Consider the following 15027-nt stretch of genomic DNA (forward strand, 5'->3'; position numbering starts at 1 on the left):
ACACGAAGACCTCCGGGTTGAGGAATGGGACCTAGACAGCTCCACCCTCCACCGGAGGTCTTCATCATTTCAAGGGATCACACATCAACCAACGTCCCTGGGCAGTACAGCTAGAAGATCATCGGGCGGTCGTCGTCCTCGTCATCGGACTGGACGTCCACGAGAACGGGCACGTGGTCGCTCGGGGCGTCTCCCTTGCGCTCGTCGCGATGGATGCTCGCATCCGTCACCAGCTCGCCGAATGCGGGGGAGCCGAGGATGAAGTCGATGCGCAAGCCCTCGTTGCGCGGGAACTTGAGCGCCTTGTAGTCCCAGTAGGTGAAGCCCTCCGGCACGATCGGGCGCACCACGTCGGTGAAGCCCGCCGCCTCGAACGCCTCGAAAGCGCTGCGCTCTGCCGGCGAGATGTGGGTGGAGACGCCCGGCACCAGGCTGGGGTCGCCCACATCGGAGTCCAGCGGGGCCACGTTCCAGTCGCCCATCAGCGCCATTGCCAGCTTCGGGTTCCTGGCCAGCTCGTCGACGGCGTGGGTCTTCAGCCGGGCCAGCCAGTCCAGCTTGTAGACGTAGTGCGGGTCGTCGAGTGAACGTCCGTTGGGCACATAGAGGCTCCACAGCCGCATGTCGTTCACCGTGACGCCGAGCGCGCGGGCCTCCAGCGGCAGGCCGGGGCCCTCTTCGCCCTTGAGGAAACCGGGCATCTCGGGGAACGCGGTCGCCACATCCGTCATCTCGTGGCGGCTGGCGAACGCGACGCCGTTCCACTGGCTGAGGCCGTGGACGGCCAACTCGTAGCCGGCGTCCTCGAACGCCTGCGCCGGGAACTGCTCGGGCTTGCACTTGATCTCCTGCATGGCGAGCACGTCGATGTCCTCCCGCACCATCCAGTCGACCACCCGGTCGACGCGGGCACGGATGGAGTTGACGTTCCAGGTGGCAATGCGCATGCCCCCCAGCCTATTTGGCGCGGGCGCGCGAGAAACCTCGCCGACACACGTGAGTGGCAGGATGGTTGCATGTCGGAATTGCAGATCGGTTACGCGGCCATGTTGGAGCAGTTCGCCCCCGCCGAGGCGGTGGCCCTGTCGGCGTATGCGGAGGAGCACGGCTTCTCCGGCGTCATGGCGGCGGACCACTTCCAACCATGGGTGCCCGCCCAGGGAGAATCCTCGTTCGTGTGGAGCGTGCTCGCCGCGATCGGTGAGCGCACCAAGGGCGACATGGGCCCGGGCGTCACCGCGCCCACCTTCCGCTGGCACCCCGCAATGGTGGCGCAGGCCTCCGCCACGCTCGCGTCGATGTACCCGGGCCGGCACTGGCTGGGCCTCGGCTCAGGCGAGGCGCTGAACGAGCACATCGTCGGCGGCTACTGGCCCGAGGCGCCCGAGCGGATCAACCGCATGTTCGAGGCCATCGAGATCATCTCGAAGCTGTTCACAGCCTCCATCGCCGGCAAGGACGTCAAGCACTCCGGCCAGTTCTTCAAGCTCGAATCCACCCGGCTGTGGACCATGCCGGAGGTCGCGCCCGAGATCCTCGTCGCCACCGCCGGCCCGGTCACCGCCAAGCGCGCCGGCCGGCACGCCGACGGTCTCATCACCGTGGGCGCCCCGCTCGAGAAGATCTCCATGCTGTTCGGCAAGTTCGACGACGGCGCCCGCGAGGCCGGCAAGGACCCGTCGACCATGCCCAAGGTGCTGCAGCTGCACATGAGCTGGGCCGAGACCGACGAAGAGGCCATGCGGAACGCTTTGCACGAGTGGCCCAACGGCGGCATGAAGTTCCCCAAGGGCGACATCCGCTCGCCGTTCGAGTTCGAGCAGATGGCCAAGCTCGTGCGCCCCGAAGACTTCGAGGGCCGGATGATCATCTCCGCCGACCCCGACGACCACCGCGCCTACATCCAGAAGTTCGTCGACCTGGGCTTCGACAAGATCTACCTGCACAACGTGGGCCGCAACCAGCGCCAGTGGATCGACGTGTTCGGCCGCGACGTGCTGCCGAAGCTCGCCCGGTAGCGATGCCGTTCACGGCGGACGGAGCACGCCCCCGGCTGGAGGTGTTCGTGCTGCCCGGGATCGGCGAGATCCGGGCTGGCGACGACCTCGCGGCGATCATCCTGGCTGTGGCCGGGCCGGCGGCGTCCCGCCTGGCCGACGGCGACATTCTCGCCGTGACCAGCAAGATCGTGTCCAAGGCCGAGGGCAGGCAGGTGGCCGCGACCGACCGGGAGCAGGCGATCACCGACGAAACCGTGCGGGTCGTGGCGACCCGCGCTCATCCGGGCGGGGTCACCCGCATCGTGGAGAACCGGCAGGGCCTGGTGATGGCCGCCGCCGGTGTCGACGCCAGCAATGTGGCCGAGGGCACCGTGCTGCTGCTGCCGGCCGACCCGGATGCGTCGGCCCGCGCCCTCTGCGCCGCCCTGCGAGCCGCCACCGGGCTGGAGCTCGGCGTGCTGATCACCGACACCGTGGGCCGCCCGTGGCGCGACGGCCAGACCGACATCGCCATCGGCGCCGCGGGCGTGGCCGTGCTCGACGACCTTCGCGGCACGACGGATGCGCACGGCCGCCGCCTCGACGTCACCGTCGCCGCGGTCGCGGACGAGATCGCCGGCGCAGCGGACCTCATCAAGGGCAAGACCAGCGGCAACCCGGTGGCGGTGATTCGCGGTCTGGGCCACTTGGTCGCCGCGGTCGACGCCGGGGACCGGGGTGCGCGCCGGTTGTTGCGCGACAGTGCGAACGACATGTTCCGGATCGGCAGCGCGGAGGCCTACGCGGAGGGGTATGCGGCGGGGGTGGCTGCTGCCGGAGGTGGGGCATCCGCAGTCGCATCGGCATCCGGCGCGACGCGCGAGCCAACGACAGCTGAAGATGCCGCCGAGTTGCGGGAACGTGCCCCGTCAACGCTCCCCAAGGGGCAGGATGCGGTAACTCGCGAGACGCCCGCGGGTGACTTGCCAGGTGGAGCCCGTTCCGCCGGCGCGAACGGGCCCGAAGTGGCAACTCACTCCGGATCTGCATCCCTGTGAGCTGGGTGTGCGTGGTGCCCGTCAAGGGCAGCGCGAGCGCCAAGAGCCGTCTGGGCGACCTGCCCGAGCCGTTCCCGGCGCGCGGTGCGCTCGCCGAGGCTTTCGCCCTCGACACCGTGGCGGCCCTGCTCGCGGCCGAGACGGTGCAACGGGTGCTCGTGGTGACTGCCGACCCCGCCGCTGCCGGGCCGCTGGCCGCCCTGGGCGCTCAGATCGTGCCCGAGTTGCCGCAAACATCCCTCTCGGATGCCGGGAATGGACGCTTTGCGGCACCTCGTGACCCGCTCAACGCCGCCATCGCCGAGGGCGTGCGGGTGGCTCAGGAGTTGTATCCGCAGAGCAACATCGCCGTGCTCACCGGGGATCTGCCTGCCCTCACTATGGCGGACGTCGAGACGACCCTCGCCGCCGCATCCGCCCACGACCTGGCGATGGTTGCCGACGAAGAGGGGACCGGCACCACAACCCTGCTCGCCCGCGCGGGCCTGCCCGTGGTGCCGAGGTTCGGTCCGGGCTCCCGCGCTGCGCACGAAGCGGCCGGCCACGTGCCGCTCGCCTTGCCCGCAACGGCGTCGATCCGCCGCGACGTCGACACCGTCGCCAACCTCGCCGAGGTGCTGCGCCGAGGGGTCGGAGCGCACACCAGCGCCCTGATCGCCCGATCGCAGCCGATGCCGACGGACGCCCCGGACCGGCCCGGACCGACCGGGTGACCTGCCGCCGGGGTTGCCGCCATCATCCTGATCGCCGTCGGCCTCGTTGCCGTCGAACCTCCCCATCCGCGCGGTCTGCCAACATTCGGCAACATTCGTCTCGGCCTGCTCTCGAGGGGTATCGGGGGTCCTTCACAGCACCCGAGCGCTTCTGGTTGATTGACATTGACGGAGGAGGCTGTGAGGCTCGACATGAATTACGGCTGATCCAGATTTCCGAATTGGTCAGCAAATCTACGGGGGAAATGCATATGAAGCTCGCAACCAAAGTAGTGACAATAGTTGTCGCGATCGTGCTCATGGGCCAGGGCGTACAGGCCGCGTCGGCGTCAGAGAGGGACGTGAGTGACGTCAGTGCCGAGAGCACTCTCGCGGCACAGCCACCCGGCGTAGTCGGACTGATCTCGTCGGATAGCCGGGAGAGGAGCTACGAGCCAGAAGCCGGATTCGTCGCTGGTGGGCTTGCGTTCGATGTGGCGGAGGGGGACCAGTTCGTCGCAGACAGCACGGGCCAATCGGCGACGCTCACCAATGCTGAAGGCGAGATCGTTCTGTCGTTTGGTGTGCCCGAGCTCACGAGCGAAGACGGCCTCGAGTCGCTTCCGGCCAAGTTCAGCGTGATTGACAACGTCTTGCAGGTTCTTCCGCTTGAGGTGGATGCCGGCCGGATGACATTGAACCAGAACAATAGCTGCTTCGAGAGTTGGCTTGCCAGCTTCGTTGTTGGTACGTCTGGATCCCTGCTGGTGTGCCTGCCGCTCGGTCTGGCCAATGTTGTCGCTGGCATCGCTTGTACGGTGGTTCTGAACGCCGGGGCGTCAGCATTGGACTACAGCAAGTCGTGTGGCTAACGGAAGGGAACGGGTTTCACCATGATCAAGAACCGCAAGACGCCACTCGAACGTCTCAACGATCCAAACGTGGTCTTGAGGTTGTTCGCCGCGATCCAAGTCGCGTGCTTGGTCGGAGTTCTGCTCGGGAATTGGATCAAGTCGGCCGCATCGAACACGCCGTACCTGGAGGGACTTGCGCCATACCTGCTGTTCAGCTGGGTGCCGACGGCCATCGTCATCGGCATTGTCGGGATCATCCTCTTCAAGCGCGCAGAACGGAAAAGTCGCTAAGGAGCTGAGCCGATGACCGCCTCGGGCAGGCCCAGGCTGTAGAGCGGGTTCATCCGCGACTGTTCAACAGAATTGCACGGAAGATTCTCATCGAAGCCGGGGGCGTAAGACACGTCCCCGCCTTCGACGCCGACGAGAGTCCCGTTCCACGTGATCGCGGACCCGGAGTCACCTGGAACGGAACAGATATCGATCATCATGACCACAGTGCCATCGACCTCGCCGGGGCCCACCACCGGACCGCAGTCGTTTTTCACGAGGGTTCCGACCTTGCAGGCCTCCACACCTGACGCAGGAAATGCCGCGACGGGGTAGCTGGGGAGCCGAATGGACTCGAGGGGCTGCAGCAGCGCAAGATCGTAAGCGTCAAAGCGCTCGATAACAGGCAGCCGAGCGGAGAGACTAGGTGCATCGACGTAGGCGTTGTCGCCGACACAGTGCAGCGCGGTGACAAGCGCCCGAGCGCCGTTGTACTCGATCTCAGCTGAGACTGTGCACGAGCCGAGGCCGGAGCTTTCGATGGACAACGACTCGAGGTCGTCGACAGTAGCGTCTGACTCGGGTGAACAGCCGGAGGTCAGGAGTACGGAGGCCAGGAGTACGGAGCCCAGGGCGATACCCCACGCCGATTGGCCAACTGTCATCGGTGGATTCCCCTCGCCCATCGGCCCCTGGCTTCGCCGACGGTGCCGATGAGCTGAACCGGCGGGAAACGCACCTGCAGCCTAGCGCGGGAGCTCAGGCATCGCCCAAGGGCATACAGATGTGAGCCGCCCGTGAGGTCAGCGTTCGCTTGTCGGCCGTACCGTTGCGGCCAGCGCGGCGAGCACGTCCGCCGGAGTGGCCGCCATTTCGATGGAGGCGCGGAACGAGGGCTTCATCAAGCTGCGGGACAACTGGGCCAGCACCCTCAGGTGTTCGGAGCCCGCACCCGATTCGGGCACGGCGATCATGAAGATCAGGTGGGCCGGCGCCTCGTCGAGCGAGTTCCAGTCCACGCCGTTGCGGCTTCGGGCGAACGCGAGCACCGGGCAGGTGGCGGCGTCGGTGGTCGCGTGCGGGATGGCGATGCCGTCGCCGATGCCGGTGGTGCTGATGAGCTCGCGCTCGAGCGCGGCGCGCACCACCGCGTCCTCATCGAGTACCCGTCCGGTCGCGGCCATGAGACGGGCGAGGCGGCGGATGACGGCGTCTCGATCGGCGTCGTCGACATCGAGCACGATGGTGCGGCCGTCGATGTAGTCGAGCACGGTCTTGGGCTGCGCCTCTCCAGCAGCCGCGTCGTCCGTGGCCGCACCACCCGCAGCACCGGAAGCGGCGTCCGCAAGCGCCCCGGCCTTCGCCGTGACGGTCCCGCGGGCCTCGGCGGTCGTCGCGGCGACAGCGGCGGCATCCGCCGACCGGCTCTTTCGTGCCCAACGCACGATGAGCACCACCACCACGAGCACCACGGCGAGCACGACGATGACAATCGCGGTGGAGGCGTCAGCCGGGATCGCGGGCATGGTGCGGTGTCCTTCCAGACGTGGCCGGGCGGCGGGTGGCCCGAGGGCCGTGGCGCTCCTGCCATCCGGGCGACGGATGCGGCAGCCTGCCCAGCGTACAGTCTGCCCCGGGCCGGGCCGAGTGACTTTCGACCCTGCCCGGGGCAGAGCGCCCGCGCGGGAACCCGCGGCCGGGCTACTCCCGCATCAGCATCGCCTGGGCCTCCCGCTCGAGGTCCACATACGGTTCGCCGCTCACGTCAACGGCCACCCGGTGGATCGTTCCGCCCGTGAAGCTCCACGGCGCGGTACCGCTGTACTCGGTGACGGCCTCGCCGCTGTCCCGGCCGATGCTGAGCCCCTCGCCGGCGATCGAGAACTTGCCCGGCTGGGTCTTGATGCGGCCCTCACCCACCTTGGTCTCGCCGTAGTACAGGCTCAGGATGCCGGTGGAGACGTGCTGCGGATCCTCGCCGTCCTTGTCGAACGAAGCAGAGAGGATGAGGTTCTCGCCCGCCGGCAGGTCGGTGTCGGCGTCGACCTTCTGCTCGAACAGCCCCACGAAGTTATTCACGTAGTGCAGCCGGTTGTCCTGCAGGTAGAGCGCGTGCCCGCCGAACCTGGAGCCCTGCGCGAAGAGCACTCCCTCGGCGCCGGGCGCGGGGAGGTCGACCAGCGCCCCGATCACGAACGACCGGTTGCGCAGGTTCACCGCCTGTGACTCGGGCACCTCGGAGGTGTGCGGGTAGTAGACGTAGCGGTTCCGCGGCGGCGACAGCACCGGCCGGGGGGTGACGAAGATCTCGAACGCCGACCTGTCGTCCAGCGGGAACGCCTGGTTCGCGCCGGCCTCGGCGAACCACAGGTTCACCAGTTCGCGCACCTTCTCCGGATGCTCCGCCGCCAGGTTGCGCAGCTCGCCCCGGTCCACATCGGTGTGGTACAGCTCCCAGTCGTCGTCGTTGAAGTGGCTCCAGCCGCTCAGGGTGGGGTGCGTGGTGATGGCCTTCCAGCCGTCGTGCCAGATCGCCCGGGAGCCCAGCATCGAGTAGAACTGGGTGCGCCGGGTGGTCGGCGCGTCGGCATCCGCGAAGCCGTACCGCATGCTGACCCCGTCGAAACGACTCTGCACGTGCCCCTTGATACGCTCGGGCGCTTGCACGTCAAGCACGTCGAGGATGGTCGGGACGATGTCGACCGCGTGATGGTACTGCTCACGCAACTCCCCGTGGGCACTCATCCCGGCCGGCCAGGACATGATGCAGGGGTCGCAGGTGCCGCCGTTGAACTCGTAGCGCTTCCACATCTTGAACGGGGTGTTGAACGCCATGGCCCAACCGTTCGGGTAGTGGTTGTAGGTGGACGGGCCGCCGAGTTCGTCGAGCATCTTGAGGTTGTCGGCCATCTCGTCTGGCACGCCGTTGACGAATTTCATCTCGTTGACCGACCCGTTCGGGCCGCCCTCGCCGCTGGCGCCGTTGTCGGACACCACCACGACCAGGGTGTTCTCGCGTTCGCCGAGCTCGTCGAGATAGTCCAGCAGTCGTCCGATCTGGTGATCGGCGTGCGAGAGGAACCCCGCGTAGACCTCGGCCATACGGCTGAACAGGTGCTGCTCGTCCGCCGAGAGCGACGCCCAGGGCCGGGTCAGGTCCATCAGCGGGAAGGGCTGGCCGTCGGGACCCGAGCGGGTCTCCGGGGTGCCCAGCGGGTTCAGCGGCGGCAGCTCGGTGCCGGCCGGCACGATGCCCATCTGCTTCTGCCTGGCCAGCGTCTCCTCCCGGATCGCCTCGTAGCCCTGGTCGAATTGGCCCGCGTACCTGTCGGCCCACTCCTTCGGAGCGTGATGCGGGGCGTGCGCGGCGCCGGGCGCGTAGTACAGGAAGAACGGCTTCTCCGGGGCGATCACCTTGGCGTCCTTGATGAACTCAATGGCCTTATCGGTGATGTCCACCGAGAAGTGGTAGCCGTCCTCCGGCAGGGCGGGCTGGTCCACCGGGTGGTTGTCGTAGACCAGCTCGGGGTACCACTGGTTGGTCTCGGCGCCCAGGAAGCCGTACCAGCGTTCGAAGCCGCGGCCGGAGGGCCAGTTGCGCCGGGTGGAGGCCACGTTCATCTCGTCGTCGGGGCAGAGGTGCCACTTGCCCACCATGTAGGTGTTCCAGCCGAGTTCGCCCAGGATCTCGGGCAGCATCCCGTTCTCCGGCGGGATGGTGCCGCTCGCGTTGGGGAACCCGATCGCGGCCTCGGTGATGCAGGCCATGCTGTTGCGGGTGTGGTTGCGCCCGGTGAGCAGGCAGGAGCGGGTCGGGGAGCAGAGCGCCGTCGTGTGCCACTGGGTGTAGCGCACCCCGGCATCCGCGACTCTGTCGATGTTGGGGGTCTGGATCGGCCCGCCGTAGCTGGACATGGCCGAGAAGCCCACGTCGTCGAGCACTATGTACACCACATTGGGCGACCCGGCGGGGGCCTTGGGTGGTTCGAACGGTGCCCAGTCCGGCTCCGAATCGCGGATGTCGACGTTGACGGTGCCTTTGAACGGTGCGGGCATGGGGTTCTCCGTTTCACAGCGGATGTTCATGATTGAGGGAGCCGCCCCACGAAGGGCTCACACGCCGGCGGATGCCGACGCGAGTGACTGTATATCGGCTCCCGCCCCTCTTCAAGGCGCGGGCGGCAGATGCTCAGGCCAGCGCGACGGTGCGGAAGCCCACGTTGCCCGCGGCGGAGTCGGGCGTGTTGGAGGCCCTGGCCGAGTTGCGGTACCGGTTGCAGTACGAGTCGTGACAGAGGTACGAGCCGCCCCGCATCGAGCGTTGCTCCCCGGTCGCGGGTCCGGCGGGGTTCCGGGTGGGCGAGGCGGCGTAGTAGCCCTCGGCCCACCAGTCGGCGCACCACTCCCAGACGTTGCCGACGCTCTGCCAGAGACCGTATCCGTTCGGCTGGAACTCGCGTACGGGAGCCGTGGTGAGCCAGCCGTCGGCCAGGGTGTTCACCGCGGGAAACCGGCCCTGCCAGATGTTGCAGCGCAGCCCCTCCTGCCACTCGTCGCCCCACGGATACCGGGCGCCGGCCAGGCCGCCCCGGGCCGCGCACTCCCATTCGGCCTCGGTGGGCAGCCGCCGGCCCGCCCAGGCGCAGTAGGCCAGCGCATCGTTCCAGCTCACCTGCACCACGGGATGCTCGGCCAGTCCGGTCAGTGACGAGCGCGGGCCCGCCGGATGCGCCCAGTCGGCGCCGCGCACCCCCAACCACCACGGCGTCTGCGGTGGCTGCCCGACCACGTCGTCGAGGTCAGCCTCGAGCGCGAGGTGGAACACCGCGGAGTAGCCGAACAGCTCAGACTCGGTGTGGTAGCCGGTCTCCGCCACGAACCGGGCGAACGCGGCGTTGGTGACGGTTGTCGCATCGATCGAGAAGGCATCCAGCCACACCTCGTGCACGGGCGTCTCGCCGTCGCCGGGATTGCCCGCGCCGTCGGCGTCGCCCATCCGGAACAGCTGGCCGGGCACCGTCGCCTGCTCGATGCCGTGCCGGCCGGCAGGGCGGGTGGTCGGGGCACCGCCATCGTTCTCACCGGACTCACGGGACGAACCGGTCGGGGACGCCGGCGTGTGTGCGCGGCTGTGGCCCTGCGCCGGGCGCTCCACCGGGCCCTCCGGCGGGCGCTCTGCCGGGCCCGGCGCGGGTTCGGGCCGTTGGGCGCCGGCCATCATCCCGTGCCCGGGTGTGCAGCAACTGTGTTCGTCTGACGTCACGCGCAGACTGTACCGCGTGGGGCAACGGGTGACGACCCTGCGTTGGTCGAGTTTGTCGACGTCGGGCTGAGCTTGCCGAAGTAGACCCGCTCGATCAGCGGATGGGGCTTAGTCGAGCCGTGGCAGGGTGTGGCTGGGCATCTCGATCAGGCGTTGGCCGGGGTCGATGGTGGCGGGTGGCCTGAGCCAGTACCGGCCGGTGTTTTCGAAGATTTGCCAGCGTTGGTTGTGCAGCAGTAGGTGGTGGGCGCGGCAGAGCAGGATGCCCTGGTCGATGTCGGTGCGGCCGTTGTCTCGTTGCCAGTGTTTGATGTGGTGGGCTTCGGTGAAGGCCGGTGGCCGGTCGCAGCCGGGCCAGCGGCAGCCACCGTCGCGGGCGGCGAGGGCGCGGCGTTGGGCGCGGGTGAACAGGCGTTGTTCGTGGCCGACGTCGAGGGGCCGGTTGAGCTGGTCGAAGGTGATCTGGATGGTTCCGGAGTCGCAGATGAGGCGTTCGATGGTTTCGGGGGAGAGCGGGGCACTGTTGCCCTCGATGTAGCCGTGGCCGGGTTGTCCGGGCAGGCAGATCAGGATGTCGTCGGCCTCGCTGAGGAACCCGGGCTGCAACGGCCCGGCCATCGGGCACGGGTCACGTTCGGGAGGTCCCGATGCGGTGCCGGCTGTTCCGGTGATGTCGGTCGTGTTGGCGGGGTGGCCTTTGTTGTCTAGTCCCTGTGGCCAGTCTGGCTCGCCGGGCTGGGTGGCCTGGGTGGGCTTGTTGAGAGCGCCGGCGGTGGTGGTGAGGATCTGCACGGCGGGGCGGCGGCCGCCGAGCATCTCGTTGGGGTTGACGGTGGTGCCGGCGGTGAGCAGGTCGATGAAGCCGTCGCAGGTGATCTGGGTGGTGGTGCGGGGGTCGTCCTTGACTCGCTTGGCCCAGGCGGCGCGTTCGGTGTCGACGAAGCGCACGCCGCCGCGGCGGGGGTTGGTGAGGCTGTCGAAGGTGGCTTTGATGAACTCGCCCTGCTCAGGCGGAAAGAGCCCGTCGATGCGCACCTGCCCGGTGTTCAGGGTCCAGATGCGCAGGTAGCGGTCGTCCCAGGCTTTCTGTTCCCGCACCCGGATGCCGGCTTCATCCAAGGAGTCCCGGGTCTGCCGGGCGCGTTTGAGGAGCTGGTCCACGTTCATCGGCCCGGCGTCGGCGAGCAACTGGTGCAGGGCGTCGGCCAGGGCCGGTCCGGTGACGACGGTGTCGACGTCGCCCAGCCCGGTGCGCAGGGCGTGGGCGGCATCGATGGAGAGGGTGCCGGCGTTCACCGCGCGGGAGATCGGCGCGTGCCACGGCACCGGCAGCAGGGGATCGGACGGTTGGAGCGTGTCCACGGCTGGATCGAGCGGACCGGTGAGGGCCTCGTCGACGAGCCGGCGGGCGGCCTCCGCCTCGGCTTGGGCGGCTTGCAGGTCGGCGGCCTCGACCTCGGCGAGCATCTGGCCCACGCCGACGAGTTTGCGCGACTCGACCTTGCTCGCGCCGGTCAGCTCCTGGATCAACGCCTCGGGCGACAGGAACCCCTGCTTCTTCGCCAGGCCCGCCTGGCCCAACTCCCACCGCGATCGCTGCGCGAGGGTCTTCGCCATCCACGCCTTGCGGGTATCGAGCTCCCGCTGGGCCCGGGCGAGGGTCTGCTGCCCGGCCAGCACCTCGGCATCCGAGAGGGCGTCGTAGTCGGCACTCGTGCAGCCCAACCGGGCCACACTCGTCGCCGCGGCCACGAGGCCGTCACCACCGTCAGCAGCACGACCAGCAACCCCGGCAGCAGACCTCTCAGCTAAACCTTCTGCAGCGCCCGCGTCGGCACGAACAGCACCGTCGGGAGGGTTCCCGACGGTGAACATGTCTGCGAAGCTCGACTCGATTGCCATGCCCCGAATCTAGCCCGATATCGCATCCTTGTGTGAGTAAAACTCACCTTGTGGATAAGTTTCTTGGGCCCAGATCCCAGTGCTCGTCTGGCGAACGCTCCCGCCCTGTTGCGACCCCGTCCTCGACCCGACGGCGTGTGCACAAATCCTGCAAGTCCCCTCCGCCGAGAAAGCCTCCCGCGGTATTCCGTGAGGCTGATCCGGCGGCCTGTCGGGAATTGCACGACTTACCCAGCCCGCCGCGGAGAGGTCGAGCCGATACCGAGGTTGGGGCGCGGGAAATCACGAGGATTCGGGGTTAGGGTCAATAGATGTCCGGTGCACCGCTTCCCGTGCCCTTCGTCAGGCGTCAGGCCGATGAGGTGCCCGTCGCTCCTGCCGCGCACACGGATGCCCCGCTCGTCGACACCCTCAACCGCCCGCTGCACGACCTGCGCCTGTCGGTCACCGACCGGTGCAACTTTCGCTGCGTGTACTGCATGCCCAAGGAGGTCTTCGGCAAGGACTTCGCGTTCATGCCGCGCGCCGAGATGCTCTCCTTCGAGGAGATGACCCGTCTGGCCCGCATCTCGGTGGCGCACGGCGTGGAGAAGATCCGGCTCACCGGCGGCGAACCGCTGCTGCGGAAAGGCCTGGAAGAGCTCATCGCGATGCTCGCCGAGCTGCGCACCCCGGCCGGCAAGCCGGTCGACATCGCGCTCACCACCAACGGTTCGGCCCTCGCGATGAAGGCCCAGGCCCTCAAGGATGCCGGCCTCAAGCGCGTCACCGTCTCGCTCGACTCCCTCGACGACACCACCTTCCGCGCCATGAACGACGTCAACTTCCCGGTCGCCCGCATCCTGGCCGGCCTCGACGCCGCGCACGCCGTGGGCCTGGGCCCGATCAAGATCAACATGGTGGTCAAGCGCGGCCAGAACGACCACGACATCGTCAACATGGCCCGCTACTTCAAGGGCACCCCCTACATCCTGCGGTTCATCGAGTTCATGGACGTGGGCACGAGCAACGGCTGGGACATGGCCGCCGTGCTGCCGTCCAGCGAGGTGCGCGACCGCATCCACGCCGAACTGCCGCTGGAAGAAGTGGCCCCCAACTACACCGGCGAGACCAGCCGGCGCTGGCGCTACCTCGACGGAGAGGGCGAGATCGGCCTGATCTCCAGCGTCACCCAGTCGTTCTGCCACACCTGCTCACGCGCCCGGGTCTCCACCGACGGCAAGCTCTTCACCTGCCTGTTCGCCAGCGAGGGCCACGACCTGCGCGCGCTGCTCCGAGACGGCAGCAGCGATGAGCAACTCTCCGCCGCAATGGGCGCCATCTGGCGGCAGCGCACCGACCGCGCCTCCCAGCTGCGCAGCGCCCAGACCGGCGCGGTGCGCTCGTCGGGCGGCAAGAAGATTGAGATGTCCTACATCGGCGGATGACCGCCGCCCGCGAGGGTTTAACCGCACGCTGCTACTCTAAAATCATGGTCCCGACCACGCAGACCGATGCCAGGCATGCCGCCCTGGCCAGTGAGCCGCGCCGCCGCGCGCTGGCCCTGCTCACCGAGTCCACTGTGCCGTTGGGAGTGGGCGCCGTGGCAGAAGCGCTCGGCCTGCACGTCACCACGGCACGCTTCCACCTCGAGCACCTCGAAGCGGCCGGGCTTATCGAGCGCCAGGTCGCCCGGGCCGGCCAGCGCGGCCGGCCACAGGTGCTGTTCTGCGCGATAGCGGCGCCGCTGCCCGCCGAGACGGCCCAGCAACATCTCACCCAGGCCCTCGCTGCGGTGATCGGCGAGGATCCCGACGGCGGCCGAGCCCGCTCGGAGCGCGCCGGCGAGCGCTGGTCGGCGCAGTACGCATCCGCGGTCCACGTGATGGCAGTCGACGCCCCCACCGTCGCCCTGGTGCCCCCGCTGCTGCGCGTGCTCACTGAGATCGGCTTCGAGCCCGAACTTCGCCCCGAGGAGCCAGCGATCGCCCTCACCGCCTGCCCGTTCCGGGCCGAGGCGCGGGCCAATCCCGACGTGGTCTGCTCGGTGCACCTGGGCCTCATGAGGGGCCTCGCGCGCACCCTCGGTCACGACGGCGAGGGCATCCGCCTCGAGCCCTTCGTACAACCGCAGCTCTGCCTCGTGCACCTGCCCGCCCCCCTCGCGAACTGAGAGAAAAGCCCCAGATTCGGGCGAAATCTGGGGCTTAACTCACAGTTCGCGAGACTACGCGTACGTCGAGACGTCCACTTGCGTGGTGACGTCTACGTAGACGTCGCCTTCGACGATGGTGAGGGGGTAGACGGGGACCGGCTCGGAGGCCGGCAGAGTGCGGGCCCGCCCGGTGGCCAGCTCGAACCGACCGCCGTGCGCCCAGCACTCCAGGTCGTCGCCCTCGACGAAGCCGTCCGAGAGCGAGATGTCGGCGTGGGAGCACATGTCGCCCAACGCGAAGCACCTGCCGGCGCTGTCCTTCACCAGGGCCACGGCCACGCCGTCGACCATCACCTTGATCGCTTCGCCGAGCTCGAGCTCCGATTCCGCGCACACCCTGGTTGCCACCTGCTCCTCATTCCTGCCGATGCTGGATCGGCTCATGGGACGAACGTCCCGATTAAAAGGATAGGCATCCTCTAAAGTAACTCACCAGGGCCATTCGACCCGGCGAAGGAGAAATCTTGTGAGTATCGAACCGATCGTCCTGTCATCCAGCCGCCCCGGTGCCGCCGAGCACGAGGCACCCGCCGAAGCGCACGCCTGCGCCTGTGGCCACGAAGACGAAGAGAAGATCGTCCTGGACTCCCGCACCATCCCGCACGCCATCCGTCACGCCACGATCTTCGGAGCCCTCGGTGCCATCAAGCCCGGCTTCGCCCTCGACCTGATCGCCTCGCACAACCCGCTGCCCCTGCTCGGCCAGCTCGAGAGCAGCCGCCCAGGCGAGTTCCTCATCTCCTACCTCGAGAACGGACCCGAAACCTGGACCATCCGCCTCACCCGCGCCAACTGACCCGGCGCCAGCCTGACCT

At 68.2% G+C, this 15027-nt stretch carries 15 protein-coding genes; 8 read left to right on the top strand and 7 right to left on the bottom strand.

Annotated features, from left to right (window positions below):
* Positions 1 to 110: 110 nt before the first annotated feature.
* On the bottom strand, positions 111 to 947 hold the full coding sequence (locus E3T61_RS17265; RefSeq protein ID WP_134642099.1) for an exodeoxyribonuclease III: 837 nt from the start codon (positions 945 to 947) through the stop codon (positions 111 to 113).
* Between the two features lie 69 nt (positions 948 to 1016).
* On the opposite strand from E3T61_RS17265, the gene E3T61_RS17270 reads away from it, so the two are divergent.
* The 5 genes from E3T61_RS17270 to E3T61_RS17290 all read left to right on the top strand — a co-directional run bounded on the left by E3T61_RS17270 (position 1017) and on the right by E3T61_RS17290 (position 4874).
* Entirely contained in the window at positions 1017 to 2018 is a 1002-nt protein-coding gene (locus E3T61_RS17270) for a TIGR03557 family F420-dependent LLM class oxidoreductase (RefSeq protein ID WP_134642100.1), read from the top strand.
* Positions 2019 to 2020: 2 nt separating this feature from the next.
* Positions 2021 to 3037, top strand: coding sequence for a coenzyme F420-0:L-glutamate ligase (locus E3T61_RS17275; RefSeq protein ID WP_134642101.1), 1017 nt, complete (start codon positions 2021 to 2023; stop codon positions 3035 to 3037).
* Between the two features lie 11 nt (positions 3038 to 3048).
* Positions 3049 to 3750 carry a 2-phospho-L-lactate guanylyltransferase gene (gene cofC / locus E3T61_RS17280; RefSeq protein ID WP_241992650.1) on the top strand — a complete coding sequence of 234 codons (702 nt, stop codon included), beginning with the start codon at positions 3049 to 3051 and terminating at the stop codon, positions 3748 to 3750.
* A 251-nt stretch (positions 3751 to 4001) separates the two neighbouring features.
* The gene (locus E3T61_RS17285) at positions 4002 to 4601 is read left to right on the top strand and encodes a hypothetical protein (protein WP_134642103.1); all 600 of its coding nucleotides are present in this window, start codon (positions 4002 to 4004) and stop codon (positions 4599 to 4601) included.
* Between the two features lie 21 nt (positions 4602 to 4622).
* Positions 4623 to 4874, top strand: a complete 252-nt coding sequence (locus E3T61_RS17290) for a hypothetical protein (RefSeq protein WP_134642104.1) — start codon at positions 4623 to 4625, stop codon at positions 4872 to 4874.
* On the opposite strand, the gene E3T61_RS17295 is transcribed toward E3T61_RS17290, so the two are convergent.
* From E3T61_RS17295 to E3T61_RS17315, 5 genes are all read right to left on the bottom strand, one after another.
* Positions 4871 to 5539 carry a chymotrypsin family serine protease gene (locus E3T61_RS17295; RefSeq protein ID WP_134642105.1) on the bottom strand — a complete coding sequence of 223 codons (669 nt, stop codon included), beginning with the start codon at positions 5537 to 5539 and terminating at the stop codon, positions 4871 to 4873. The genes E3T61_RS17290 and E3T61_RS17295 overlap by 4 nt on opposite strands.
* 117 nt (positions 5540 to 5656) lie before the next feature.
* Positions 5657 to 6379, bottom strand: coding sequence for a PTS sugar transporter subunit IIA (locus tag E3T61_RS17300; protein WP_134642106.1), 723 nt, complete (start codon positions 6377 to 6379; stop codon positions 5657 to 5659).
* 175 nt (positions 6380 to 6554) lie between these two features.
* Positions 6555 to 8909 carry an arylsulfatase gene (locus E3T61_RS17305; RefSeq protein ID WP_134642107.1) on the bottom strand — a complete coding sequence of 785 codons (2355 nt, stop codon included), beginning with the start codon at positions 8907 to 8909 and terminating at the stop codon, positions 6555 to 6557.
* A 133-nt stretch (positions 8910 to 9042) separates the two neighbouring features.
* The gene (locus E3T61_RS17310) at positions 9043 to 10116 is read right to left on the bottom strand and encodes a formylglycine-generating enzyme family protein (RefSeq protein WP_255455705.1); all 1074 of its coding nucleotides are present in this window, start codon (positions 10114 to 10116) and stop codon (positions 9043 to 9045) included.
* A 108-nt stretch (positions 10117 to 10224) separates the two neighbouring features.
* Positions 10225 to 12018 carry an HNH endonuclease signature motif containing protein gene (locus E3T61_RS17315; protein ID WP_134642108.1) on the bottom strand — a complete coding sequence of 598 codons (1794 nt, stop codon included), beginning with the start codon at positions 12016 to 12018 and terminating at the stop codon, positions 10225 to 10227.
* Positions 12019 to 12329: 311 nt separating this feature from the next.
* On the opposite strand from E3T61_RS17315, the gene moaA reads away from it, so the two are divergent.
* Both moaA and E3T61_RS17325 read left to right on the top strand, forming a co-directional pair.
* A complete protein-coding gene (moaA, locus tag E3T61_RS17320) occupies positions 12330 to 13445 on the top strand; it encodes a GTP 3',8-cyclase MoaA (RefSeq protein WP_134642109.1) in 1116 nt (371 codons plus the stop codon).
* 44 nt (positions 13446 to 13489) lie between these two features.
* Positions 13490 to 14170 (top strand): helix-turn-helix transcriptional regulator, encoded by a 681-nt coding sequence (locus E3T61_RS17325; RefSeq protein WP_166793291.1) that lies wholly within the window; start codon positions 13490 to 13492, stop codon positions 14168 to 14170.
* 54 nt (positions 14171 to 14224) lie between these two features.
* Here E3T61_RS17325 and E3T61_RS17330 read toward each other — a convergent pair whose 3' ends face one another.
* Positions 14225 to 14596, bottom strand: coding sequence for a non-heme iron oxygenase ferredoxin subunit (locus E3T61_RS17330; protein WP_134642111.1), 372 nt, complete (start codon positions 14594 to 14596; stop codon positions 14225 to 14227).
* Between the two features lie 82 nt (positions 14597 to 14678).
* Here E3T61_RS17330 and E3T61_RS17335 point away from each other — a divergent pair, with 82 nt between their 5' ends.
* Entirely contained in the window at positions 14679 to 15008 is a 330-nt protein-coding gene (locus tag E3T61_RS17335; RefSeq protein WP_241992651.1) for a DUF2249 domain-containing protein, read from the top strand.
* Positions 15009 to 15027 lie beyond the last annotated feature (19 nt).

Origin of the sequence: Cryobacterium lactosi (genome assembly GCF_004403945.1) — a bacterium.
Classification (GTDB): domain Bacteria; phylum Actinomycetota; class Actinomycetes; order Actinomycetales; family Microbacteriaceae; genus Cryobacterium; species Cryobacterium lactosi.